This window comes from Arthrobacter sp. GW822-FHT05G07 (assembly GCF_058799755.1).
This window is the reverse complement of the sequence record NZ_JBXALT010000016.1, coordinates 42,600-68,149: the sequence shown is the minus strand read 5'-3', so window position 1 is coordinate 68,149 and position 25,550 is coordinate 42,600. Positions and strand designations below refer to the sequence as shown.

22 protein-coding genes are annotated in these 25,550 nt (G+C 62.0%); 7 read left to right on the top strand and 15 right to left on the bottom strand.

What is annotated here, in order from left to right; genetic code table 11:
• Window positions 1–5 precede the first annotated feature (5 nt).
• The 11 genes from ftsW to dinB form a co-directional block, all read right to left on the bottom strand.
• Complete coding sequence (gene ftsW / locus AC1RJY_RS22605; protein ID WP_011774415.1) at window positions 6–1,307, bottom strand: putative lipid II flippase FtsW; 1,302 nt, start codon at window positions 1,305–1,307, stop codon at window positions 6–8.
• Window positions 1,308–1,309: 2 nt separating this feature from the next.
• A complete protein-coding gene (gene murD / locus AC1RJY_RS22600; protein WP_498603585.1) occupies window positions 1,310–2,899 on the bottom strand; it encodes a UDP-N-acetylmuramoyl-L-alanine--D-glutamate ligase in 1,590 nt (529 codons plus the stop codon).
• Complete coding sequence (mraY, locus tag AC1RJY_RS22595) at window positions 2,881–3,990, bottom strand: phospho-N-acetylmuramoyl-pentapeptide-transferase (protein WP_011774413.1); 1,110 nt, start codon at window positions 3,988–3,990, stop codon at window positions 2,881–2,883. Before mraY ends, murD begins: the two co-directional genes overlap by 19 nt.
• Window positions 3,987–5,477: a UDP-N-acetylmuramoyl-tripeptide--D-alanyl-D-alanine ligase gene (locus AC1RJY_RS22590; RefSeq protein WP_498603583.1), complete on the bottom strand. Its 1,491-nt coding sequence runs from the start codon at window positions 5,475–5,477 to the stop codon at window positions 3,987–3,989. Before AC1RJY_RS22590 ends, mraY begins: the two co-directional genes overlap by 4 nt.
• Before the next feature lie 6 nt (window positions 5,478–5,483).
• On the bottom strand, window positions 5,484–7,130 hold the full coding sequence (locus tag AC1RJY_RS22585; protein WP_498603581.1) for a UDP-N-acetylmuramoyl-L-alanyl-D-glutamate--2,6-diaminopimelate ligase: 1,647 nt from the start codon (window positions 7,128–7,130) through the stop codon (window positions 5,484–5,486).
• 102 nt (window positions 7,131–7,232) lie between these two features.
• A complete protein-coding gene (locus AC1RJY_RS22580; RefSeq protein WP_210064213.1) occupies window positions 7,233–9,029 on the bottom strand; it encodes a peptidoglycan D,D-transpeptidase FtsI family protein in 1,797 nt (598 codons plus the stop codon).
• A 42-nt stretch (window positions 9,030–9,071) separates the two neighbouring features.
• Window positions 9,072–9,740: a cell division protein FtsL gene (gene ftsL, locus AC1RJY_RS22575; protein ID WP_011774409.1), complete on the bottom strand. Its 669-nt coding sequence runs from the start codon at window positions 9,738–9,740 to the stop codon at window positions 9,072–9,074.
• A complete protein-coding gene (rsmH, locus tag AC1RJY_RS22570; RefSeq protein WP_051024932.1) occupies window positions 9,737–10,735 on the bottom strand; it encodes a 16S rRNA (cytosine(1402)-N(4))-methyltransferase RsmH in 999 nt (332 codons plus the stop codon). Before rsmH ends, ftsL begins: the two co-directional genes overlap by 4 nt.
• A gap of 169 nt (window positions 10,736–10,904) precedes the next feature.
• Entirely contained in the window at window positions 10,905–11,336 is a 432-nt protein-coding gene (mraZ, locus tag AC1RJY_RS22565) for a division/cell wall cluster transcriptional repressor MraZ (protein WP_011774407.1), read from the bottom strand.
• Between the two features lie 531 nt (window positions 11,337–11,867).
• Window positions 11,868–12,236 (bottom strand): SCO2097 family morphological protein, encoded by a 369-nt coding sequence (locus AC1RJY_RS22560; protein ID WP_011774406.1) that lies wholly within the window; start codon window positions 12,234–12,236, stop codon window positions 11,868–11,870.
• A 238-nt stretch (window positions 12,237–12,474) separates the two neighbouring features.
• Window positions 12,475–13,737, bottom strand: coding sequence for a DNA polymerase IV (dinB, locus tag AC1RJY_RS22555; protein WP_014921364.1), 1,263 nt, complete (start codon window positions 13,735–13,737; stop codon window positions 12,475–12,477).
• A 72-nt stretch (window positions 13,738–13,809) separates the two neighbouring features.
• Between dinB and AC1RJY_RS22550 the strand changes: the two genes are divergently transcribed.
• Both AC1RJY_RS22550 and AC1RJY_RS22545 read left to right on the top strand, forming a co-directional pair.
• Complete coding sequence (locus AC1RJY_RS22550) at window positions 13,810–14,385, top strand: hypothetical protein (protein WP_014921363.1); 576 nt, start codon at window positions 13,810–13,812, stop codon at window positions 14,383–14,385.
• Window positions 14,382–15,476: a polyprenyl synthetase family protein gene (locus tag AC1RJY_RS22545; protein ID WP_011774403.1), complete on the top strand. Its 1,095-nt coding sequence runs from the start codon at window positions 14,382–14,384 to the stop codon at window positions 15,474–15,476. Before AC1RJY_RS22550 ends, AC1RJY_RS22545 begins: the two co-directional genes overlap by 4 nt.
• Window positions 15,477–15,613: 137 nt before the next feature.
• Here the strand turns inward: AC1RJY_RS22545 and AC1RJY_RS22540 are convergent, their stop codons facing one another.
• Window positions 15,614–15,967, bottom strand: coding sequence for an Rv2175c family DNA-binding protein (locus tag AC1RJY_RS22540; protein ID WP_011774402.1), 354 nt, complete (start codon window positions 15,965–15,967; stop codon window positions 15,614–15,616).
• 258 nt (window positions 15,968–16,225) lie between these two features.
• On the opposite strand from AC1RJY_RS22540, the gene AC1RJY_RS22535 reads away from it, so the two are divergent.
• Window positions 16,226–17,569 (top strand): LysM peptidoglycan-binding domain-containing protein, encoded by a 1,344-nt coding sequence (locus AC1RJY_RS22535; RefSeq protein ID WP_014921360.1) that lies wholly within the window; start codon window positions 16,226–16,228, stop codon window positions 17,567–17,569.
• Window positions 17,570–17,644: 75 nt separating this feature from the next.
• Window positions 17,645–19,711 (top strand): Stk1 family PASTA domain-containing Ser/Thr kinase, encoded by a 2,067-nt coding sequence (gene pknB / locus AC1RJY_RS22530; protein ID WP_210064217.1) that lies wholly within the window; start codon window positions 17,645–17,647, stop codon window positions 19,709–19,711.
• Window positions 19,712–19,782: 71 nt separating this feature from the next.
• Here pknB and AC1RJY_RS22525 read toward each other — a convergent pair whose 3' ends face one another.
• Together AC1RJY_RS22525 and AC1RJY_RS22520 are read right to left on the bottom strand one after the other, a co-directional pair.
• Window positions 19,783–21,186, bottom strand: coding sequence for a class II 3-deoxy-7-phosphoheptulonate synthase (locus AC1RJY_RS22525; RefSeq protein ID WP_011774399.1), 1,404 nt, complete (start codon window positions 21,184–21,186; stop codon window positions 19,783–19,785).
• Between the two features lie 66 nt (window positions 21,187–21,252).
• Window positions 21,253–22,044: a lysophospholipid acyltransferase family protein gene (locus AC1RJY_RS22520; protein ID WP_210064218.1), complete on the bottom strand. Its 792-nt coding sequence runs from the start codon at window positions 22,042–22,044 to the stop codon at window positions 21,253–21,255.
• Window positions 22,045–22,154: 110 nt separating this feature from the next.
• Here AC1RJY_RS22520 and AC1RJY_RS22515 point away from each other — a divergent pair, with 110 nt between their 5' ends.
• From AC1RJY_RS22515 to AC1RJY_RS22505, 3 genes are read left to right on the top strand one after another with little or no spacing between them, the layout of a single operon-like run.
• A complete protein-coding gene (locus tag AC1RJY_RS22515) occupies window positions 22,155–22,943 on the top strand; it encodes an alpha/beta hydrolase (RefSeq protein WP_210064219.1) in 789 nt (262 codons plus the stop codon).
• Window positions 22,940–23,743: an alpha/beta hydrolase gene (locus tag AC1RJY_RS22510; protein ID WP_498603578.1), complete on the top strand. Its 804-nt coding sequence runs from the start codon at window positions 22,940–22,942 to the stop codon at window positions 23,741–23,743. The genes AC1RJY_RS22515 and AC1RJY_RS22510 overlap by 4 nt, the downstream gene beginning before the upstream one ends.
• A complete protein-coding gene (locus tag AC1RJY_RS22505; RefSeq protein WP_498603576.1) occupies window positions 23,730–24,284 on the top strand; it encodes a hypothetical protein in 555 nt (184 codons plus the stop codon). The genes AC1RJY_RS22510 and AC1RJY_RS22505 overlap by 14 nt, the downstream gene beginning before the upstream one ends.
• 29 nt (window positions 24,285–24,313) lie before the next feature.
• Here the strand turns inward: AC1RJY_RS22505 and AC1RJY_RS22500 are convergent, their stop codons facing one another.
• Entirely contained in the window at window positions 24,314–25,372 is a 1,059-nt protein-coding gene (locus AC1RJY_RS22500) for an ROK family protein (RefSeq protein WP_011774395.1), read from the bottom strand.
• Between the last annotated feature and the right edge of the window lie 178 nt (window positions 25,373–25,550).

Here is a 25,550-nt window from a genome sequence, read left to right as displayed (position 1 = left end):
AAGTGCTAGGTACGCTTTCGTGCGGTCTTGGATATGAGGCGCGGCAGGAATCCTGAACGTTGCTGCGCTGGCAATTGGCCGCGGGCCAAAGACAACACTACGCCCACGCCGCAGAGTGACATGATCAGCGCGGAGCCACCATAGGAGATGAAAGGCAGCGGCACCCCCACCACGGGAAGGAGCTGAGTCACCACGGCCATATTCATACTGGCCTGGCCCAGCAACCACACCATGATTCCGCCCGCAAGAGTGCGCTGGAAAGGATCAGTCTGCCGGACCACTACACGGAAAATGGCAATGCCCAGAATCGCGAACAGGACCAGCACCACGATGGTTCCCACGAGGCCGAGCTCCTCGCCGATAATGGCGAAAATGAAGTCGTTGTGTGCTTCCGGCAGCCAGTTGTATTTCTGTCGGCTTTGACCAAGGCCCAGTCCCGTCCAGCTTCCTTGGGCGAGACCGTACATGCCGTTGGTGGATTGGAAATCGAAGTCGAACTGCTCGGTGCACTGCTGCGAGGCGGTACCCAACCAGGACGTGATGCGACAGATCCGGTTTTGGCTGCTGATGGTGCCCAGGACAGCGCCGAGGGCACCCACAGCGCCGGCGATGGCCAGCATCCGGCCCGGTACGCCGGCGAAATAGAGCCCGGCTGCGGTGATCGCCGCGATGACTATGACTGTTCCGAGGTCGTTGCCCAACATCACCAACGCGATAACCAGGCCAGCGCCGGGAACCACGGGAATGATGACGTGCATCCACCGGTGAAGGAGTTTCTGCTTCCGCGCCAGGACGGCGGCGATCCAGACGCAGAGGATCAGCTTGGCCATCTCTGACGGCTGAAGGGTGATTCCACCGATGTCGATCCAGTTCTTGTTGCCGTTCACCGTGTTGCCCATGATCTGCACCAAGGCAAGAAGGGCAATCACGGCTCCCAGCGCCCACCAAGACAATCTCTTCATCCAGTTCACGTTGGTCCGCGAGATGACATACATCGCAATGAGCCCAACGACGCCGAAGACCGCCTGCTTGAGGGCGTCAGCATAAGGCGACTTACCCTCGGAGATGGCTTCAACGCTGGAGGCGGACAACACCATCATGATGCCGATGGCTGTCAACGCCAGGGCACAGCCGAGGATCAGGTAATACGTGGAGCTGTTGGGGGCTTTGCCTTTGCCTTCGAGGCTCTCCCAGAAGCTGCGCAGGTGCCCGCGGAGCCCTTTGGGCCGGCTGCCGTCATCGGACGCGGCCTTGGGTTTCCCGTCCCGGGGTTCTTTGCCGCGGGTGCGGGTGGGCGTGCTGACCATTGTTACTCCTCGGTGGTCGTTGCCTGCCCTTCCACAAGCTCGCGAACTGCCAGGACGAAAGCGTCGCCACGGTGAGCGTAGGAAGAGAACTGATCCATGGATGCAGCCGCCGGTGCCATCAGCACAGTGTCGCCGGGCGTTGCCACGGCGGCCGCCGATGCCACGGCCTGAGCCATGACGGTCTCACCATAGATTGGCGAAGCGGCGTCTCCGGCTGCGGTCTGCACTCCTTCAGTGTCGCCCTTGGGGGGCGCTATCACCGGGACATCCGGAGCGTGTCGCTGGAGGGAGCCCTCCAGGGCTTCGGTGTCGGTGCCAATGAGCACAACGGCTTTCAGCCTTGGGGCGTGCTCCTTGACCAGGTCGTCGTAATTGACGCCCTTGGAGAGTCCGCCGGCGATCCACACAACCTTCTGAAAAGCCGAGAGTGCAGCGGAGGCCGCGTGCGGGTTGGTGGCCTTGGAGTCGTTGATCCACAGGACATCGTTATGGTTGGCCACCAGCTGGATCCGGTGGGCGCCTGGCAAGTAGTTGACCAGGCCCTGTTTTACCGCCGCCGGCTCGATTCCATAGGCGCGGACCAAGGCTGCCGCCGCAAGGGCATTGGCTACCATATGGCGGGGCGCAACCGGCCCTAGATCCGTCATCGCGGCAAGTTCTGCCGCAGAGTCCTTGCGCTCGGCAATGAACGCCCGGTCAACGAGCAGACCGTCCACCACGCCCAGCATGCTGACGGCCGGAGTGTTGGTGGTAAATCCGATGGCCCGGCACCCCTCCACGACGTCGGCGTTCTCCACCATTCGTTCAGTTTCGATTTGCTCGGCGTTGTAGATCGCGGCCTTTTGGGTGTTCTCGTACACCTTGGCCTTGTCCGCGAGGTACGAGGCATAGGAGCCGTGCCAGTCGACGTGGTCCTCGGCAACATTCAGGCACACACTTGCCACGGGAGACAACGAGTGGCTCCAGTGCAGCTGGAAGCTGGAGAGCTCAACTGCAAAGGCGTCATAGTCCACGGGATCCCGTAGGGCGTCGAGAATAGGGGTGCCGACGTTTCCCACTGCGATCGCTTTGAGCCCGGCAGCCTGAAGCATGGATTCAGCCATACCCACTGTTGTGGTCTTGCCGTTGGTGCCGGTGATCGTCAGCCAATCGGCGGTCTTGCGCCCTGCGCGCTCCCTGAGTCGCCATGCGAGCTCCACGTCTCCCCAGACGGCGATGTGCTTCCGCTTCGCAGCGGCAAGCAGTGCTTGGTCGGGGCGCCACCCAGGCGACGTCACCACAAGCTCGGGCAAGGAACCGTCGATCAAAGGAAGTGTCTTCACGGCTTCTTCACCCAACAGCACATCCACGGCACCCACGATTTTCAGGGTGTCGGCCTGGGCTTCGGCCTTTGCAGTGGTGGCGGCGTCAACCACCACCACCTTTGCGCCGAGTTCGATGAGCGTGTCCGCAGCTGAGAAGCCGGACACACCGATGCCGGTCACTACGACGCGCAGACCCGTCCAGTCAGCATCCCAGCTGGTGAGTTCGTTAAGCCTGTCGGCGTTCGACGGCGTCGATTCCGGGCTTTCGTTCACAGCAGCACCACCCATTCAGCATAGAAAATTCCCAGTCCGGCGGCCACGAAGAGCCCTGCGAGTATCCAGAACCGGACCACTACAGTGACTTCGTCCCAGCCCTTTAGTTCAAAGTGGTGTTGCAAGGGAGCCATTTTGAAAACACGTTTGCCGCCGCTGAGCTTGAAGAAGCCCACTTGGATGATGACGGACAGGGTGATCAGCACAAAGAGGCCACCAATGAAGGCAAGCAGGAGTTCGGTGCGCGACAGGATGGCGAAAGCGGCAACGGCTCCACCAATGGCCAACGATCCCGTGTCCCCCATGAAGATCTTGGCGGGGGACGTATTCCACCACAGGAAGCCCACCAGGGCGGCACTGAGAATCGCCGCAAGCAGGGCAAGGTCCATGGGGTCGCGCACTTGGTAGCAACCGCTGCCGGCTTCCCGTGGTGATCCGCAGGCCTGGTTGTTCTGCCAGATCCCCATGATGGTGTACGCGCCGAAGACCATAATGGATGCTCCTGCTGCCAACCCGTCCAGGCCATCGGTCAGATTAACGCCGTTGGTGGCGGCGGTGATGATCAAGTTGGACCACAGAACAAACAGGATGGCGCCCACCACGGTCCCGCCGAAGGCGAGGTCCAACCAGGGAATATCGCGCACCAGGGAAATCTGGGTAGAGGCAGGACGCAGACCATCCTCGTTGGGGAACTGGAGGACCAGGACCGCAAAGATGATGCCAACGGCTGCCTGGAGGATCAGCTTGGCGCGTGCATTGAGGCCGAGGCTTCGCTTGTTGGAGATCTTGATGAAGTCATCGAGGAAGCCTACAAATCCCATGCCAACCATGAGGAACAGCAACAGCAGCCCGGATGCCGAGGGACCGGCTGAGTCCGGGTTCATCATCCACATGATCAGGTGCGTTACGAAGTAGCTGATGAGCACGGCGGCCACCACCACGGTTCCGCCCATGGTGGGAGTGCCCCGCTTGGTGTGGTGGGACGTCGGTCCGTCGTCCCGGATGAATTGTCCGTAGCTCTTGGCCACGAGGAACCTGATGAACAGGGGCGTCCCTATCAGGGCCACCAGAAGGGCGACGCCGGCGCCGATCAAAAGTGCAATCACAGCAGCTCGTTCCCTTCGCTTGCGGCAGCTTCAGCCGCGTTTTCTCCGGTGGGCTCGGCCCGTGGAGGTAATGCTATCCGATCACCCAAATGCCTTAGTCCCACACCGTTGGAGGACTTGAAGAGCACCAGGTCACCGGGTTCAAGCTCACGTTGAAGCAGCTCGTAGGCTTCTTCCACGGTCTCCGTGAACGAACATTCGTCACCCCAGGAACCTTCCTGGATGGCGGAGATGTAGAGGGCACGGGCTTCGCGCCCCACCACTACCAGCCTGGAAATGTTCAGCCGCACCACTTGCGTTCCTACCGCGGTGTGCTCGCGGATGGAGTCCTCCCCCAGCTCGAGCATGGCTCCCAGAACGGCCCAGGTCCTTCTGCCTTGTCCAAGGTCAGCCAGCGAACGCAGGGCAGCCCGCATCGATTCCGGGTTGGCGTTGTAAGCGTCGTTGATGATGGTGACGCCGTCTGCACGTTCGGTCCGCTCCATCCGCCAGCGGCTGGCTGCCGATTGGGAGCTGAGCGAGGTTGCAATGTGGGCGGCCGGGATGCCGGCGGCGAACGCGGCGGCCGCTGCGGCCAGAAGATTAGTGACGTGGTGGCCGCCGATCAGGCGGCTTCGCACCTCAACGGCCGGGCCGCCGTCGGGCAGTACCAGATCGAAGTCAGGGAAGCCTTGCCCGTTGACTACAACGTTCCGCGCTTCCACTTCTTCGGTGGTGGCGGGCGAAGACGTGAAGCCCAGAACCTTGGCTTTGGTACGGGCGCGCATGGCAGCAACCCGGCCGTCGTCGAGGTTGATCACGGCTGTGCCGTGCTCGCTCAGGGCTTCCACCAACTCGCCCTTGGTCTTGGCGATGTTCTCCACGCCACCGAACTCGCCGGCGTGGGCCGTACCAACCACAAGGACTACGCCAATATCCGGCTTGACCATCTCTGCCAGGTACTTGATATGGCCCAGGCCGGTAGCGCCCATCTCGATCACCAGGAAGCGCGTGGTGGCGTCAGCGGCGAAGACCGTCAGCGGGACGCCCACCTCACCGTTGTAGGACCCCTGCGGGGCCACTGTGGCTCCGGCGGTGGACAGGACACCGGCAAGGAGGTCCTTGGTGGTGGTCTTGCCCGCTGATCCTGTGATGCCTATTACCGTAAAGTCCTCGCCACGGCTCGCACGCTCAGCACGAATGCGACGGACGGACTCTGCTGCCAGGGCACCCATGGCCAACACAGCATCCTCAACCACGACGGCGGGAAAGGGGCGGCCGTCGGCATCGGTCACTTCGCGTTCGCCGAGAACCAGGACGGCGCCGCGTTCGAAAGCGGCGTCGACGAAGTCGTGGCCGTCGGCGTGCTCGCCGGGCTTGGCCACATAGAGGGAACCGTGCGTCGATTCCCGCGAATCAGTGACGACGGAAGTGGGCACGATGTCCGGATCTCCGGTCAGGCGGCCATGGGTGATGTCGGCGATCTCCGCCGCAGTAAGTGCAATCATCTCGGTTTAGGACTCTATCCGCTGGTCCGCTGAAACGCTGAATCCCTTGGATGTCAAGGCGGCCCGCAACTCCACCCTGTCGTCCAGGGCCAGGTTCACTCCCTTGACCTCTTGCCACACCTCATGTCCACGCCCGGCGATCAGGATGGTGTCCTTGCCGGTTGCCATGTCGACGGCCAATTTAATGGCGGCATCCCTCGGGTAGGACTCGATGATTTCGCTGTTCAGATTCTCTGAATCCCTGGCCGCATGGGCGCCTTGGAGGACCTCAGCCCGGATTGCTGCAGCGTCTTCGTCGTGGGGATCGTCATCGCTGATGATCACGACGTCTGCGAGGCGGGCAGCGATGGCTCCCATGGTGGGGCGCTTGCCTTGGTCGCGTTGGCCTGTTGCCCCGAAGACCACGATGACGCGGGACCCCTCCCGGGGTGAGCGAACGGCTTCCAAGGCACGGGATAAGGCGTCAGGGTTGTGGGCAAAATCAACAACGGAGGCAGGCTCAGTAGAGATGAGCTGCATTCGTCCGGGCACTGACACTGTGAAGGGATCGTGCGCATCCAGGGCAGCCTGGAGCGTGTGTTCGTCCACACCGGATGCAAGGACCATCACTGTGGCCAGGGCCGCGTTGGCCACATTGAAGTCTCCCGGCAGGCCGGTGTGGACGCGCAGGGTTCGTCCGTCAGCGTGCTTGAGTTCGAATTCCGAGCCCAGTCCGCGCGCCGTGATGGACGCAACCTTCCAGTCGGTGCTGGAGCTGCTTCCATCGACAGGCTTGGTGGAGAGTGTGGTGACCGGAATATCGGCTGTCTCAGCCAGCTGGCGTCCCCAGTCGTCGTCCACCGTGACCACTGCGTGCCTGGCCCTTCCAGCTGTGAAGAGCTCAGCCTTGGTGCGGAAGTACTCGTCCATACTTCCGTGCAGGTCCAGATGATCCTGGGTGAGGTTGGTAAAACCGGCGACGTCGAACATCACTCCGTCCACGCGGTGGTAGGAGATGGCGTGGGACGAGACCTCCATGGATGCCGCGTCCAGGCCTCGTTCGCGCATCAAGGCCAGCAGTGCATGGACGTCGGTGGATTCCGGCGTGGTCAGGAGGCTGGGGATCGGCTCGCCTCCTGCAACGATTTCGATGGTTCCGATGAGGCCGGGCTTCTTCTCCAAGGCACGCAGCAAGGAGTTGATGAAGTAGGTGGTGGTGGTCTTGCCGTTGGTACCGGTGACGCCGTACAGCGTCGGGAAGCCACCATCCGCAGGCTGGCTGCGATAGATCAGTGCGGCAAGACGTCCGACGGCGGTTCGCGGCTCAGGGACGATAAGTACCGGCACAGGCTGCTCACCTGCAAGCGCAAGCTGGCGGGCCCCGGCGTCGTCCGTGACAACCGCAACCGCCCCGGCCTCGACTGCCTGGGGAACGAAGTCGGCACCATGACGGGAGGCTCCCGGCAAAGCCATGTAGAGGTCGCCCGTTTCGACGGCCCTGGAGTTCAGGGTAATCCCCGTCACTCCCCTGTCCTGGCTGGCGTCCGGAGCGGCAACACCGAGTGCGTCCGCGATGGTTGCCAACGGCACCGCGGCCACGGATGCGGGACGAAAGCCTGTTTGGCCGGCATCCGGCATCGTGGCGTTGATAGCTGCCTCATTGTGCTCTGACACGTGGTTCTCCGTTGGTGCTCGTGGAACGACCGGCTTGGGGCCAGCGGCGCCCGGGCCGTTAGTGGTTGATCGATTTTTGGCCGAAACAGACGCCCAAGAAGCTTACTTGACGAACTGGGGCAACCGCGCGGGCGTGCCGGTGGACGGCGCCACGTTGTAGGTCCGGAGGACCTGTGACATCACGGAACGGAACACGGGACCGTTCGTGACGCCGTAGATGTTTCCCTTGGGGCGCTGAAGGACTACTTCCACGATGAACCGGGGGTCATCCATGGGTGCCATGCCCACCATCGAGGCAGTGAAGCCGTCAAATCCAGGGAGCCCGTCCTCGCGGGGCGCCTGGGACGTTCCCGTCTTGGCTCCGACACGGTAGCCGTCAATGGCTGCGTCCTTGATCTGGCCCTCAGTCACGGCGCTTTCCAGGATGTCCCGGACCTGCTGGGCTGTTTCCTTGGATACCACTTGGCGGGAGTCCTTGGCCGGAACCTTTTGCTCCTCGCCCTCCGGAGTGATGTAGCTGTCAATCAGCCTGGGCTGGAGCATCACGCCATCGTTGGCAATGCTTTGGAAGGCGCGCACAGTCTGGAGTGTTGATTGCGAGACGCCTTGCCCGAACAGCACGGTGTACTGCTGGCGGTCGTCCCACTGCTCGGGCTTGGCCAGGATGCCCGTGGCTTCAGCCGGCAGGCCAATGTCCGTCTGCTCGCCGATGCCGAACTTCTTCAGCCAGTCGTACCGCTGTTCTTTGGTGAGTCGGCTGCCTGCCATCACGGTTCCGGTGTTCATGGACCACCCAAGGATGCCGGCAAGGGTGCGCTCTTCAGTGCCGTGCTCGAACGCGTCAGTGAACGTCTGCCCATCGATGGTGTAGGCCGCTGGGGTGGTGAAGTGATCCAAGGGGAACGATTTCCCCTCCTCGATCACGGCTGCGGCGGTAATCATCTTCTGCACGGAACCGGGTTCGTAGGCGGCTGTCACTGATCTGACGCCGCGATCCTTGGCATCCACTTTCCCGGGATCATTGGGGTCCGGGGCATTGGTGTCCGCCAGGGCGATGAGGTTGCCCGTCTTGGTGTCGATCACAATGATGGAACCCCACTCGGCGTTCATCTTGTTCACTTGGCTCTGGATGGCCTGCTGCGCAAAGTACTGGATGTCCGTGTTGATGGTCAGCTTGACGTCGCTGCCATCGACGGCCGGGGTGAGTTCATCTGTCGCCACCGGAATCCTGAGGCCGTCAGCACCGATCTCAAAGACGCGTTTACCTTCGACACCCCGAAGAATCTCGTCCTGGGTTTGCTCGATGCCGGCCTGTCCGTTGGTTCCGTCCTTGAGGAAACCAACCACCCCGCCGGCAACGCTGCCGTTGGGATAGACGCGCTTGCTGACACCTTCTGCGCTAAGGCCCGGGATATAGAGCTTGGAGATCCGGTCCTCCAGTTCCGGCTTAACGTCCTTTGCCACCATGAAGTACTGCTTATCTCCGGTCAGTGACTCACGGATAGTGCTTTCGTCCACCCCCAGAAGCCCGGCCAGGTCGGATATCCCTTGATCACGGGTTATCTCGTCCAGCTTTTCGGTCTTCTCATTGAAGCGGTGAAAAGTTTCCGTGCTCGTATTCACGGTTTGGTCCACCACGATGTTGTATCGGATCACGCTGCTGGCCAGCACCGTGCCGTTGGCATCGACGATCTGCCCCCGCTCGGCAGGGAGCACCTGCGGCGTGAGCCGGCTCGCCAAGGCAGCTTCAGCCATCCCGCCCATATCCAGGCCCTGGACCATGAACAGCTTGCCGCCCACCACCAGAAGCAAGGTCAGCATGATGCCGAGGCCAACGCGCAAACGTTTTCTTGCCGCCGGCGTCTTCGTTTTATTCGATGTGCCGGGGTTCTTTGCCACGTTGAATCCTTGCTGCTGGCCTTGCTTCGGTGGACGGACTGTCTACTGCCCTGGTGTCTTTTGTTGGGGAGCCGGTACCGTACCCCCGTGAAGCTCCACGGGCGGGGTCGCCGCCGGTGATGCGGGGGTAGCCGGCGGCGTGGACGGCGTTGCAGCCGGGGCCACCGGAGCTGCATCCGGTTTGCGGTTTTCCAGCGGTTCCTTGGTAGTCACCGACGGAACAACATCGATCAAGCCTTCAACGGCCGGAGCGGCAAGCAAGGCTCCGGGATTATCTCCCTTGACTGCCGGTGATGCCTTTCCGGTCACCGCCAGGGTGTTCAGGTCGATCTGCCCTTTAACGGTGGAAGGTACCATTCCCAATTCGGCGGCCTTCGCAGCGAGGTTCTGTGGAGCTTCGAAGTTCTGCTTCTTCTGTGTCAGGTCCTGGTTTTCCTTGTTCAAGGTGGCAGCCTGGGCTTTTAGCTGGACCAGCTGGTACTGCGCCGTGGACACAGAAATGTTCAACACCAGTACTGTCAGAAGCGCGGCGGCCATCGCCACGAAGCACAGGACCACGAATGGCGTCCTCCGCTTGCCCGGCACGCTGCGCACCAGTGACAGAGGAGTGCGCGCCTTGCGGGCGGTGTCGGGCCTTCCCGCAGGGACCGGAAGCGCACGGGCGGTGCTGCCCACCGTGGAGGGCATAGTCTTCGCTGCGGCGTTGCTCATGCGTCTCTCCTCTGTTTGATACGCTCCACTGCCCTCAACCGGGCAGACGCCGCGCGGGGATTTTCAGCGATTTCCGCTGCCGTGGGCACTTCCGTGCCCTTGGTGATGGTTTTCAATTCAGGTTTGTGTTCTTCAAGCTCAACGGGGAAGCCGAGCGGCGCCGAAGATTTGGAACCCGCCTGGAAAACGGACTTCACGATCTTGTCCTCAAGCGAGTGATAAGACATCACCACTATCCGACCACCCATGGCCGTCGCGGCCACCGCTGCCGGAACCGCGCGTTCCAGGACATCGAGTTCCTCGTTGACCTCAATCCGCAATGCCTGGAAGGTGCGCTTGGCGGGATGCCCGCCACTCTTCGCTGCTGCGGCAGGGACAACGCTGCGGATCTGCTCTACAAGTTCTCCCGTGGTTGCGAACGGCTTCTCCGCGCGGGCGTTGACGATCCTGTTGGCGATCCGCCCGGCGAACTTCTCTTCGCCCCATTTCCGGATGATGCGCACCAGTTCGTCTTCGCTGTAGTTGTTGACCACATCAGCTGCCGTTTGGCCACGGCTGGTGTCCATCCGCATATCCAAGGGGGCGTCGTAGGAGTAGGCGAAACCGCGCTCCCGCTCGTCGAGTTGCAGGGAAGAGACGCCAAGGTCCATAAGAATGCCATGAACCTCAGGAACGCCAAGGTCCAGCAGGACGTCCTCTATCTCGTCGTACACAGCATGAACAAGATCGGTGCGATCGGAAAAGGGCTCCAGCCGGGCGCCTGCCAAGGCCAGGGCTTCCTCGTCGCGATCGATGCCAACGAGGTGAAGGTCGGGGAAACGCTGCAACATAGCCTCGGAGTGGCCTCCCATGCCGAGGGTTGCATCAATGGCGACAGGTCTTTCCCCGCGTTTCCTGGCAGCCTCAAAGCCGGGAGCAAGCAGGTTGATGCAGCGGTCTTTCAGGACGGGCACGTGGCGCTCCGATGTGGGCTTTGCCGCGTCCTGCTCTTCCACGCTGCCTCCTCTTTCCTCAATCGCTTGCCTACTGATTCTTGAATCGGATCCCCATCCGCGCCTATCGTTCCGCCGGCCTGGCTCAGGGGAAGGTGAGTCAGGAAGACAGTTCGATGGGCGGCTGGAGATCCCATTCAAGAAGCTGGACTGCCGCTTCCTCCAACCGGGGTCAGATGAACCCCGGAAGATTGTCGTCATCCGTTTCAGAGAAGGCTGCTTCCTTCTCATTGAGGTACTCGTTCCAAGCGTCGGCGTCCCAGATCTCTGCCCGGGTACCGGCGCCGATGACCGCCAGTTCCCGGCCAAGCCCTGCGTAAGCGCGGAGCGCCGGCGGAATCGTCACGCGCCCCTGCTTGTCCGGTACCTCATCAGAGGCTCCAGACAGGAAAACCCGAATGTAGTCACGTGCCTGCTTGGAGGACAGTGGTGCCTCCCGCATCGACTCGTGAATGCGCTCGAATTCCTTCTGACTAAAGACGTAGATGCAGCGTTCCTGGCCTCTGGTGAGAACCAATCCGTCGGCAAGTTCCTCGCGGAACTTGGCGGGAAGGATGATCCGGCCCTTTTCATCGAGACGCGGAGAGTGAGTACCCAGAAACACTGGCCCACCGCCCCTCAATCAAGGTGCCCGCACATGCCCAACACTGCCACTACCCTCTTATGCTCTCCACTTTACTCCACAACGCACCACAGTCAACGCACTGCGGGGCGTTTCTCCACCACTTTGAGAATCACCAAGCCTGAAATCACGCGGTTTTCTGGGTGTAGCGGAAAGTGGAGGGCGCATACCAAAGAGCCACGGCTCCGGGGCGTGGGATGCCAGTTTCTGGCCCCTGCACCTGAAACGCCAGGCATGATCCGGGCTAATGGGGGTGAAAAATGCCGGCAAGGGTGGAAAGTGGGGCTAGTGGTGCGAAGTGGAGCAAGCTCCCTTACTTGAGGATCGCTCCGTTGTTGAGGACGGCTTCCTCGTTGAGGACGGCTTCCTTGTTGAGGACGGCTTCCTTGTTGAGGACGGCCCTTAAATGCGAAAAGACCCGCATCGCGGGTCTTTCGATGCCCCTAAGAATCTCCGGGGCGTGGATGATTCAGGAGAGGCCTCGGCTGACGTCCTCGAACCCGGAAGGGTCTGTCAATTGTCGTCGCGACGCCGTTCGTCCCAGCGTTCTTCCAAGCTGCTCATGAACGAACTCTTTGGCTTGGCCTTGCCGGGTTTCCCCTTGCTTGCCTTGCCGAAGGCCGCGCCACGCAACGTAGCGAAGTACACGCCGGCGCCCATGACGACGAAGCCAAGGACACCCACAGGTATCGCCTGCAGTGATACGCCAACGAGAAGAAGGAGGATTCCGGCGATGGCGCCAAGCACACCGATAATGACGTGCCGGGTGGACCAGCTGCGGATGGGATCCGAACCCATGGTGTTGGCGAACTTCGGATCGTCCTCATGAAGTTGCTTCTCGAGTTGCTCAAGCAGCTTCTGTTCGTGCTCCGAGAGGGGCATCGCGACCTCCTTTAGTCAGCCAGCGTCCGGACATGACGCGTTCTGTGCGTCTGTTTCCAAAACGATCGGACCAAGAAAATCGTTCCCCAAAATTCCCTTTTGGTTCAGCGGGCATCTCGGGGCCGACTGTTCAGGAAACAGTTTGTCCAGACGATCTAAATCTCTGTAATAAATAGGATAGTTTGTCCGACGCCGTTCTGAAAGACGCCCGGAGTGCCGCCGGGCAACCGGGTGGGCCTCATGCGTCCGCCGGGGGCTTCCCAGGCTCCAGGAGCCGGGCCGGCAGAAGCGTTTTGGACCCGAAGCGCTCGGAGACACGATCCAAGGCCTGTTCGGCTGCCCGCCAGTTGTCGTCCCGCCGGTCAAGGCTCAACTGCAGCGACGTCTGGCCCGCTGGTTCCAATTGCTCAGCCCGCACCCCTACCAACCGCACACTCATGGATCGGGTGCCCAAGGACTCAAGCAGCTGCACGGCTACCTGGTAAATCAGCTGCGCGCTGTCCACAGGGGTCTGCACGGTGCGGCTGCGCGTGACCGTAGAGAAATCCGAGTACCGCAGCTTCAATGCCACAGTCCTTGCCAGCATGCCTGAGCTCCTGAGCCGGATGGCGGTGCGGTGTGAAAGACGCAGCAATTCCCGGTGCAGCAAGGCCTGGTCCGCGGTATCCACGGAGAAGGTCTCCTCCGCCCCTATGCTCTTCTCAAGCCTGGTTGGAGTTACCGGCCGCGGGTCTATACCCATGGACAACCGGTGAACGTGCTCGCCACTGGCTCCCAGAACCTTTTTAAGCGACGCCAAGGGGGTTGCTGCGACATCCGCCACAGTGCGAATGCCCAAACGGGACAACACTTCGGCAGTCTTTCCACCCACACCCCACAGGGCTCCGACAGGAAGGCTGTGGAGATAAGGGACGGAGTCCTCGGCATCGATTTGGAGGATGCCGTCAGGCTTGCACCGAGTGGATGCGATCTTAGCCACAAACTTGGTGCTTGCGATCCCCACGGAGGCCGTGATTCCAAGTTCCGAATGGACCCTGCGGCGGATGAGGTGGCCGATGTCCATCGGCGACCCAAGACGACGAATCGCGCCGCCCACGTCCAGGAAGGCTTCGTCCACGCTCAGCGGCTCCACGAGATCGGTAATGGAGGCGAAAATCTCCATGAGCCGGCCGGAAACCTCGTAGTACTCGGTATGCCGGGGATTAATGATCACCGCAGATGGGCACCGCCTCATGGCAATGGACATCGGCATGGCGGACTTCACACCCGTGGCCCGCGCCTCGTAGGAAGCGGAAAGCACCACGGACCGTTCTGCAGGGAATCCAACAATGACCGGCTTTCCCCGAAGTTCGGGACGGGTCCGCAGTTCCACGGAGACGAAAAAAGCATCCATATCCACGTGAAGTATGCTGGTTCGCCGCTGTTCCCGCAGGGCATCTCCGGCGCTGCGGGCGGGCTTGCTGCCGGCACTTGGGGCGCCACCGAATGCTTCCTGCCTCACAACGGCAATACTATGCCCCACCACTGACTAAACTGGAGGCACAGTCCGGCTCAGCCCCAGGAAGGATACCCTGTGAAGCTCTTTGGAACTCCTCAATCGCGAGGGTTTGCCCTGCTCGCAGTCAGTGTCGCTTTGGCGGCCTCGGCATGCACACCATCCCCCGGCGGCACGGCAGCGCCGTCCGAAACAAGCGCTTCCTCGGCATCGTCCACGGCGGTGCCAACCCCGTCATCGCCTTCCGGCTCCACAGCCTCGCCTGAAACCACCGCATTCACGGAGACACCCCAACCGGCACCGGACGCCACGGCAACGGTGAATGCTCTTGTTCCTGGTTTTCCTGAGCAACTCATTCCGGTCATGCCCAAGACCTCCGTGCGCTCGAGCAGCGTGGACAAGAGCGATTCAGTAGCCACGGTGGCGCTCGTCGGGACAATCAAAGCTCCACCGGAGGGTGTTGTGGACTACTACAAGACCTCCATGGAGGCGCAGGGCTTTAAGCTTGTCCCCGGCCCGTCGGCTGTTGGCAATGTCACCTCCCTGGACTTCATCCGCGGTGATGGCGAAACGGTGAACGTATCGGTCAGGCAAAAGGAGGGCGTCTCAACGTTCACCATTGGCGCCAACGTGGCGGCCGGGTCCGTCAAGTGACGGCAACTTCCCACGTCACCGCGGAGCAGACGCAGTTCATTAATGGTGTTGCCGGCAAATTGAGCGGGTTCCTGTCAGAGCAGCAGGACCTCATGGCTACGGTTTCTCCCGACGTCGAGCCGCTCATTGGATCGATTTCGAATCTTGTCACCGGAGGCAAACGCCTCCGGGCCCTCATGTGCTACTGGGGCTGGAGGGGCGCTGGCGGCCCTGCCGGCGACCCGGACATCATCACCGCCGGGTGTGCTCTTGAGCTTTTCCAGGCAGCGGCCCTGATCCACGATGACATTATTGATCGGTCTGACACCCGTCGCGGCGGCCCAAGCGTGCACAAACGGTTCAACCAGCTCCATGAAATGAACGGCTGGGCACTGGACAGCGGGCGTTTTGGCGATGCGGCAGCGATCCTGACCGGCGACCTCTGCCTTTCCTTCAGCGAGGAGTCCTTTACGGAGATCGGCCACCGGGCAGCAGCGGGAAGTCCAGCACGGCGAATTTTCAACGTGATGCGCGCAGAAGTAATGGCAGGTCAGTACCTCGACATTCTGGAAGAGGTGGCTGGTCCCGTACGTGACCGGGCCGGATCTGTGGAGCGTGCAAAATCCATCATTCGGTACAAATCCGCAAAATACTCCACTGAGCATCCACTGGCGTTGGGTGGGGCACTGGCCGGAGCCCCCGAAGGGTTGCTTAAGGGTTACTCGGAGTTCTCGTTGCCCCTGGGCGAGGCATTCCAAATGCGGGATGACGTCCTGGGGGTCTTTGGCGATCCCGAAACGACCGGCAAACCCGCTGGCGATGACCTTCGGGAAGGCAAACGTACGGTTCTGGTGGGCTTTGCCATCAACCAAGCACCCCCGGCGGAGGCAGACTACCTAGACCGTATGCTCGGCAATCCCGGCCTCGGCGAAGTCGAGGTAGCCGAAATACGGCGCGTCATTGTTGAATGCGGCGCCTTGGACGCCACGGAATCGCTGATCGCTGAGCTCAGCAACAGAGCTTTCGAAGCTCTTGAACGCCTACCCCTTGAGGACCTGCCGCTGGTGGCATTACGTCAGCTGGCCGAAGCCGCTGTGAGCCGGGCGGCCTGACTCAAGGGAATTTGTGCAGCCCACAATCCTTGAGGCCGGCATAAAGACGACATGCAGAGACGACGGCGGTGAATCACCGCCGTCGTCCGCGTTTATGCCGGTCTCCTGCTGAGGCGTCCCAGTTAGAGGAGGGGCAGTTACCAGGCCAAAGACTGGGCGCGACGCCTGATCTCTGTCTTACGCCCCTCGCGAAGTGCGTCTATGGGGCGCCCGCGCAAAGACTCATCCGCGGTGAAAAGCCAGATGATCAGTTCTTCGTCGTTGTAGCCGGCGTCGCTGAGAACCGCAATGGTTCCCTTCAAGCTGTCTACAACATGCCCGTCCTGGACAAAAAGGGCCGGGATTGAGCGGATGTTCCGTTCTCCCCGCCTGATGGCGACAAGCGCACGCTCATCCAGAAGTCCGTGGACTTTGGTGATGGAAACTTCCAACATTTCGGCAACATCCGGCAGCGGCAGCCAGTCGGAAACAAGGCTTTCTACATTACTCACGGATCAAGGTTGCCACGCCGCCCCGCCCGGCGCCTAGCCGGAGTCCCCCGCCGGTTCCCGCAGACCGCTCTTCAGTAGCGATTTCCTGCGCATCAATTGTGGTCTTTTGCCCGGTTTGACAGGAATTGTTGTGTGGATCGACTAAGTATGAGAGATTCACACTGATCACATTTGCATCATTGATAACATCAGCACCACTGGTAACACTGACAACAGCGTCAACAATCACTCCCGCTGTTCGAGATGAGGACAAATTTCATGACGACGCCCCGTTCGCCGAAACGAACCATGAGCATGCCGGTAATCGCGGCAACCACGGCCGCGCTTCCCGCCGTGGTTTTGTCCTCGCTTGCTTTGGCCCAACCGTCCATGGCAACACCGGCACCGCAAGCTCGAAAAATCCCCGCAACACTCGCGGCGGCCATGAAAGCCCAGCCGGTCAACGTGGGCTCCGTCATTCCCGCACAGGCGGTCGCAGCCACGATCCCTGCAGCGCTGAGGCCCATGGCCCCGTCCGTCCCGGACAGCTACACGGTGGTCCGCGGCGATACCATCAGCGCCATCGCGCGCCGCTTCAACCTGGACACTGCGGCAGTTCTTCAGCTGAACAAGCTCTCTCCCACCACGCTGATCTACCCGGGACAGACCATCAAGCTCACGGGCACAGCCGCAGCAGCGCCCTCGCAGCCGGCTCCGGCCGCACCCACCACGCCCAGTGCCCCCGGCACCGCAAAGATCTACACCGTGGTTCCCGGGGATACCCTGGGCGCCATCGCAGCCAAACATGGGGTAGCGCTGTCCAGCATTTTCAGCTGGAACGGGCTCAACGGAAGCTCCATCATCTATCCCGGACAGAAGATCAAGGTCAGTGGCGGATCCGCCCCATCAGCACCAACAGCACCGGCACCTGCACCTGCTCCCGCACCACTGGCCGGCACAGGTTCCTACACCATCAAGGCAGGCGACACCCTCAGTTCCATCGCTTCCCGCCACGGAGTTTCCCTTGCTGCGTTGATGGCCGCCAACAACAACGTGACAGCCACCACTGTCATCTATCCCGGCCAGAAGCTCACCATTCCCGGTGCCGGCCTTCAGCCTGTGGGCGATACCAAGCCACTGGTCCCCAGCACTTTCCTGGGCTTCACATATCCGCCTGCAGTTGTCAGTTCGGCCAACGAGAACAAGGCCTTGCTCAACGCTTCACCGGTGCCCAGCCGGGCCGAAATGAAGAGCATCGTGGCTGACACAGCTCGGCGCATGGGCGTCAGCCCGTCCTTGGCTTTGGCCTTCGCCGAACAAGAATCGGGCTTTGACCAGCGGGCAGTCTCGCCCGCCAATGCCATCGGCACCATGCAGGTTATTCCTTCTTCAGGCCAGTGGGCGTCCGACTTGGTGGGCAGGAAGCTCAATCTCCTGGACCCGTACGATAACGCCACGGCAGGTGTCGCTATCATTCGGACCCTCATTGCTACCAGCAAGGACCTGGACACGGCGATTGCCGGCTACTACCAGGGCCAGTACTCGGTCAGCAAGTACGGCATGTACGACGACACCAAGCGGTACGTCGAATCGATCAAGGCCCGCCAGCGCACCTTTGGCTAGGCCCTCAACTGCACCTCTGAAGGGGCCCGGATCCTGCACGGATTCGGGCCCCTTCCCTGCCTCGTTTAGGATCGTATGGTGCAAGAACCAACGCAGGACCACCTCATCGGGACCACCGTGGACGGCCGATACACGGTTCGTTCCCGCCTTGCGAGTGGCGGAATGTCCACTGTTTACCTTGCCACGGACCAGCGTTTGGAGCGCGACGTGGCCCTCAAAGTCCTGCACCCGCATCTGGCCAACGATCCCACCTTCCTGGAGCGCCTGAGCCGTGAAGCAAAGGCGGCCGCGAGTCTCTCGCACCCGCACATCGTTGGCGTGCTCGACCAAGGCGAGGACGGCCCCATCGCCTATCTGGTCATGGAATACGTCAAGGGGCACACCCTTCGTGACACCCTGAACGAACAGGGTGCCTTGCCGCCACGCCTTGCCCTGGCGCTGATCGATCCTGTCATTGAGGGCTTGGCCGCCGCCCACCGCTCAGGCCTGATCCACCGTGACGTCAAGCCGGAGAACGTCCTCATTGCGGACGACGGACGCATCAAGGTGGGCGATTTTGGATTGGCCCGGGCCATCTCGGCCAACACCAGCACCGGCGCCCTCATTGGCACAGTGGCTTATTTAGCTCCCGAACTGGTGCTTGGCCAGCCTGCGGATGCCCGCAGCGACATCTACTCGGCCGGCATCATGCTCTACGAGATGCTGACGGGCAAACAGCCCTACGCGGGAGACTCCCCCATCCAAGTTGCTTACCAGCACGTCAATGCAGCGGTGGGACGCCCCTCGGACGCCGCTCCCGGCCTCGCAGAGGACCTGGATGAGCTGGTGCAGTGGTGCACCGCGGTAGATGCGGAGAACAGGCCCGTCGACGGCACTGCTTTGCTGACCGAACTCCGCCACATCCGCACCACGCTGACTGACGAAGACCTGGACCGCAGGCAAGCGCCGTCCCAACCCCCTGGCTCCCCTGCGGCAGCGACGTCCGCCGCAGCTCTTGGCGGCCCGGGCGGGAACCCCACAGAGGCCATCCCTGCCACGGCCTCACCCACGGAAATGATCTCCCACCAGAGCAACCCCACCACCATCATGGCGGCAGCTGGTTCGGGCAGACCGCAAACCGCCGCTGTTGGTGCAGTCAACCATGAGGTCGTGCGCCAGCCCGGCAAGCGGGAGCTGAAGAGACTCGAACGACAAGAGATCAAAGACCGCGCCCGAGCCGCAGCCACGCCAAGTCGCCCGCTACGCGAGGGCAATCCCCGACGCCGTGGCATCATCTGGACCATCGTGATCGTCATCCTTGCAACGCTTGCGGCATCGGCAGGTTGGTTCTTCGGAATGGGACCCGGATCGCCGGGGACCGTGCCCGACGTCAAAAACAAGACCGTTGCGGAAGCGCAGCAGCTTCTCCGCACCGCCGGCTTCCAGTCTGAGCCTAAAGACGTTTTTGACGACGACATCCTGGCAGGGCTGGCCGTTGGGACCGAGCCGGAGTCCGGCGCCGAGGTTCGCAAGTTTCAACCCATCACGCTCTTCGTCTCCAAGGGTGCCCAGCTTTTCGCCCTGCCAACTTTGACCGGCGGCAGCCTGGATGAGGCAAAAACAGCGCTCAACGCAGCCGAAATGGCTCTCGGCAACGTCACGCAGGCTTTCGACGAAAAGGTTCCTGCCGGCGTCGTGATCTCCCAGGATCCGGCCAAAGGCACTGAAGTCAGGCATGGCACGCCGGTGTCGCTGGTGGTCTCCAAAGGACCCCAACCCATCCCCGTTCCCGATGTGCGCGGACTGGCGCAGGACGCAGCCGTCAAGGCCCTCCAAGACGCCGGTCTGACAGCTGTGATCGCTCCGGAGACCGTCAACGACAAGACTGTCCCCAAGGGTGCCGTTGTCTCCCAAGTACCGGCGAACGGCACACTTGTCCGGGGCGAAGCGGTGACACTCACTGTGTCCAAGGGACCCAAGTTGGTGAAGGTCCCCAGTTTCATCGGCAAGCAAGCCGACGAGGCCGAAAAGGAACTGAAGAAGCTCGGTTTCAAAGTTCAGGTCAACAAGGTTTTGGGTGGCTTTTTCGGCACCGTCCGGGACCAGAACCCGGTGAATACCGAGATACCGGAAGACTCAGTGGTCACACTGACTGTCGTCTAGCAATCGGATCCGGATCATTTCAACGACAACAAAGCGCGGTCCGGGAATCCGGACCGCGCTTTGTTGTATCTCTACCTCTTGGAGAGGGCTCCGGCTACCAGGAAGGCCATCTCAAGGGACTGCATGTGATTCAGGCGGGGATCGCACACTGACTCGTAACGGTCCAGGAAGGCATCCTGGTCGATCGGGTCAGCACCACCCAAGCACTCAGCAACGTCATCGCCGGTCATTTCAACGTGAAGTCCGCCCGGGACCGTGCCCAGGGCGTGGTGGACCTCGAAGAATCCACGTACTTCGTCAATGACGTCATCGAAGTTCCGCGTCTTGTAGCCGTTCGGCGACGTGACCGTGTTGCCGTGCATCGGGTCGGTCACCCACAGCACCTGCGCACCGGATGCAGTGACGCGCTCGACGACGGCCGGCAGCTTTTCGCGGATGTTGCCGGCGCCCATGCGGGTAATGAAAGTGAGACGGCCAGGTTCGCGGTTGGGGTCCAGTTTGTCGATCAGGCGCAGGGCGTCGTCGCCGCTGGTAGTGGGGCCGAGCTTGACGCCGATGGGGTTCCGCACGCGGGACAGGAAATCAACGTGGGCATGGTCCAGTTCACGGGTCCGCTCGCCGATCCACAGGAAGTGCGCGGAGGTGTCGTAGGGCAAGCCGGTCCGCGAATCGATGCGTGTCAGTGCGCGCTCGTAGTCAAGCAGCAGTGCTTCGTGGCTGGCAAAGAACTCCACGCGCTTGAGTGCCTCGAAGTCAGCGCCGCAGGAGTCCATGAAACTAATGGCACGGTCGATGTCCCGCGCCAGCGATTCGTAGCGCGCGTGTGCCGGGTTTTCGGTGAACCCCTTGTTCCACTGGTGAACCAGGCGGAGATCCGCGAAGCCGCCCTGGGTGAAGGCCCGGATAAGGTTCAGTGTGGATGCGGACGTGTGGTACGCCTGGAGCATCCGGCCGGCGTCATGAGCACGGGATTCCGGCGTGAAATCGTAGCCGTTCACGATGTCGCCGCGGTAAGCGGGAAGCGTCACGCCGTCGCGGGTCTCGTCGTTGGAGGAGCGTGGCTTCGCGAACTGGCCGGCCATCCGCCCCATCTTGATGACGGGCATGGCAGCGCCGTAGGTGAGGACCACTGCCATCTGGAGGATCGTTTTGACCCGGGCGCTGATCTTGTCCGCTGTTGCGGCCTCGAAGGTTTCAGCGCAGTCGCCGCCCTGCAGGAGGAAGGCCTTACCCTGGGCAGCAGCGGCGAGGCGCTCCCTCAGGACGTCCACTTCACCGGCGAAGACCAGGGGCGGCACGACGGAGAGTTCCTTGACCGAAGCCTTGAAGACATCAGAGTTCGACCACGTGGGCTGCTGGGAAATTGGCAGGTCCCGCCAAGCGTCGAGCCCGGGATAGTTTGCTGCCCCGCTCTGGGCGGTGCTGGCGAGAGGATCTGCTGCGGAGGGTGCGGTGTTCGCGGTTAGCTCAGTCACCCTTCAAGAGTAGTAGCCTGCGGCAAGGTTGCGGGACTGCAGCCGTAACCGATGCTGCCGCTTACGTCACAGTTTCTCCGCTGGTCCGTTCCCGTCACTCCGGGGTTCGTCCCTGTCCTCTGCAATGTCTGCTGTGGCGTCTTCAGCAACCTCGATCTTATGGACGGGCTCGGGGCCTTTGCCGGCCAACTGGGCCTTGACCACTGCTGCGTACTCGTCAACATATTCCTGGCCGGAGAGCCGCATCAACTCGTACATGATTTCGTCGGTCACTGCCCTTTGGATCAGGCGGTCGTCTTCCATCCCGTAGTAGCGGCTGAAGTCCAAAGGCTGCCCGAAAATAAGGCCGATCCTGCGGATGTTCGGCAGTCGCTTGCCGATAGGCTGGACCTTCTCCGTCCCGATCATGGCCACGGGCACCACGGGAACACGGGTTTGCAGCGCAAGCTTGGCCACGCCTACTTTGCCGCGGTAGAGCCGGGCATCCGGGCTCCGGGTGCCTTCCGGATAAATCCCCAGCAGGCCCCCCGAGTTCAGGACGTCTTTGCCCGCCTGCAGTGACATCTCCGATGCCGCGCCGCCGGACCGGTCCATCGGCAGTTGGTTGCTCAGCCTGAAGAACAGTGCAGTGAGCCGTCCCTTGAGACCTTTACCTGTGAAGTACTCGGACTTGGCCAGGAAGATCACAGGGCGATGGACCATCAGCGGCAGGAAAATGGAATCCGAGAAGGACAAATGATTGGAGGCCAAAATGGCGGCTCCGCTTTCAGGAACGTTGTCCAGCCCCTTCACCCAGGGGCGGAACAGGAGCTTGAGAATGGGACCGAGAAAGATCCTCTTCATGACCCAATAGAACACGTTTGTCCTCTCACGGCCGATTGGTTGGCATGCACCCGGGCAACCCGGTCGGCACTCAACAGCAACCCTACTCCAGTGAGATTTGTCAGGAACAGTGACACGATGGACGCATGACGGAACGCCTTATACCCGCCGCGCCGCTCGCATTCCACCATGCCGGACACGGAGCCAACGCATCCATAGGAGTGGCCATCTGCCACGGCTTCACCGGAAGCCCCCTCAGCGTCCTCCCCTGGGCCGAGTATCTCGCAAAGCAGGGCTTTGCGGTGTCCGTGCCCCTGCTCCCCGGACACGGCACCAGCTGGCAGGACCTCGCCACTACAAGGTGGCAGGACTGGTACCGGACCTTCGAGAGGAGCTACCTGGACCTGGCGGCGAACACCGAAACGTGTTTTGTGGCAGGCCTGTCCATGGGCGGAGCCGTGGCTCTGCGGGTGGCCTCCCGCCATGAAGTTCCCGGGCTGGTCCTGGTGAACCCGGGGCTGAGCTTCTATGACCGCCGCGTGAGGTATGTCGGAGCGCTGAAGTACGTCATGCGCACCACCACCCCCATAGTGGAGGACACTCCCGCGCCGGTAACAACCGAGGACGGAGACTACTCCAAGACACCGCTGAAGTCTGTCCACGAACTCAAGAAACTCTTCCGCGCTGCTACCCGGGGCCTCCCGCACGTTGAGGCTCCGGCCCTGGTCTTCAAATCCTCGGTTGACGACGTCATCCCTCCGAGCTCTGTGGCCACTATCAGTAAGTCAATCGGCTCTTCCCGCCTGAAAGTAGTGGCGCTTCCGCACAGCGGGCACGTAGCCACCCTGGATGTGGATGCACCCACCATTTTTGAAGAATCAGCCGGCTTTTTCCGCCAGCATGCCGGGGACAGAGTAGCCTCAGAGTCATCATGAAAATGTTCCCCGACTTTTCGCCGTTCCACAGCAGCTGGACGGGTGCCGGGCCGCGCGTCGGTGTTGTCATGTCCCACGGGTTCACTGGTAGCCCGCACAGTGTCAGGCCGTGGGCCCAACACCTTGCCGAGGCAGGCTATGCCGTCAGGCTACCGCTGCTACCCGGTCACGGCACCTCCTGGCAGGACATGGCCACCCGCTCGTGGAGGGAGTGGCACCGCGCGGTGGATGATGCTTACCTTGAGCTGGCTTCCGAGTGTGATTACGTTTTCTCTGCCGGGCTGTCCATGGGCGGAACCTTGGCGTTGCGGATAGCAGCCACGCGTCCTGTTGCCGGGACGGTGGTGGTTAACCCCGGGCTGGTCCTCGACGATCCCCGGGCCGTCATCGTCGCTGCCCTCAAGTATGTGGTGAGGACCACTCCGGCCATCGCCAACGACATCCTCAAGCCCGACCAGGATGAAGGTGCCTACGCCCGCACACCCGTTGCGGCAGCTCACCAACTCAAGAAGATGTACAAGGACACAGCGGCCATCCTGCCGCGCATCAGCTCACCGGTTCGGGTCTACAAGTCCACGGTGGACAACGTCATCTCGAACGCGAGCCTGGAGTTCCTCCGTTCCAGGGTCCAGGCACCGGTGGATGTCAGATACCTCCACAACAGCCGCCACGTGGCCACCCTTGACAATGACGCGCCCGAGATTTTTTCCGGGACTGTCGACTTCATTCAAAAGACCGTAGCGGCCTTGGCCGGGCACGGGCTTTCTCCCGAAAAGGACACAGCCCATGAACAGGCCTGATCCCAATTCCGCTGATCAAAGCGCCAACAAGGACGACGACGCCGTGTGGCTGGATCTGGTGGCCAGGCTGGAGGCCACACAGTCGGCCCCGGAAAGGGAGCTGCCGCAGGACGCCGACAAGGACCCGGACGGTGAAGCCGGACATTTGCAGGCAGAGCCCGGCAGGACCTTCAAGGATTTCGATCCACTGGGGTTGTCCGCCCCGGCCCGGGAACCGGTTGGTGATGCGGCGGCAGTCCCTGCGGACGCCGAAGCCGCTGGCCGGCCTGTCGGTCCGCGTGACTTCGACGTCGAGGACGAGGACCACACGTTCGTCCCCGAAGAGCCACCAAGCCTGGCGGGAACTGAGCCGCTGATCATGCTCGCGTGGGTGGGCGCTGTCGGTGGACCACTCGCGCTCCTCTTCACCGCCATGTTTTGGCGGTCCGCGCCGTTGACGGCAATTCTGGGCATTGTGGCCGCTTTCGTCGCATCCGTGGTGTACCTCATCATGCGGCTTCCGCAGGAAAAGAATGAGGACGACGACGGCGCACGCATCTAGGTGCCGGCGCCCCGTTTGGCAAGGAAAACTCAGCTGCGCGCCCGGCCGCTGACCCGTGAAAGGTCGGCGGCGCCGATCATGCCGGCTCGCGGGCCCAAGGCCGCGAGTTCTATCCTCGCCATGGGGCGGAACCCCCTGCCCGTCAGGTTCTTGGCGAACGACTCCCGTGCTGGTGCGGCGAGCAACTCCCCCGCATCACACAGGCCCCCGCCGATCACGAACATTCCAGGGTCCAACGCCGCTGCGAGGTTGGCCAACCCCAGCCCCAACCAGTCACCTTGGTCGGCAAGGAGTTCACGGGAGGTGGCATCTCCCGCAAGCGCCAGCGAGGTCACGGCCGCCCCGGACAGGTTCTCCGCGGTCCCGCCTGCCTTCTCCAGCAAAGCGCGGCCAGCCGGGGAATTGGTCCGCACCAACTGCCGGGCTTCACGCCCCAGCGCATTGCCGGAGGCGTACTGCTCCCAGCACCCGCGGTTACCGCATTCGCAACGGTGTCCACCGGGAAAGATGATCTGGTGCCCGAACTCCCCGGCGACGCCAAAGCGTCCCCGCTCCACCCGGCCATCCATGACCATGGCGCCGCCTATGCCCGTGCCCAGTGTGATGCAGACCAGGCGGCTTTCACCCTGTCCTGCGCCAAAGCGCCACTCCGCCCAGGCCGCGGCATCGGCGTCATTGGTGAGCAGCACGGGACGCCTCAGTAACTTCTGCAGGCTCTCCCTCAGGGGCTCGTTACGCCAGGCAAGGTGTGGGCTGAACAGGACCGTGCCGCCGTCGAGGTCCATCCATCCTGCGGCACCAATCCCTACCGATGCGATGCGGTGTCCTGCGCTCAGCTCGTCCACGAGTTCCACGATGGTCTGCTCGACAGCCCTGGGGTCGGCACCGGGTGTGGACCTGCGGGCCTCGGCGAGGACCCGCCCGTCGGCATCCACCACACCGGCGGCCACTTTGGTGCCGCCGATGTCGATCCCTATTGCCAGGCCCCTGCGGCCCAAATGGCTGCGGCGGGCAGCCCACGGGACCTCCTTCCAGGCAGAGGCCGGTGGCTTGGTTCTGACCAGGGAACTGGACCGTAGTGCAGGCATCCCATCATCCTATTCCGCAGGGCGGAGCAGCACCCGCATCGGACGGCACGGATGGAGCCGAGTTGCTTGAAATGACGGTGGATCCGTAAAGTTACTCGCCAGTAGGTGAAATAGAACACACCTCCGCGAGCGGGCATACTAGAGTGGAAGCAGCCCCTCGTGGCCCGTGGATATCAAA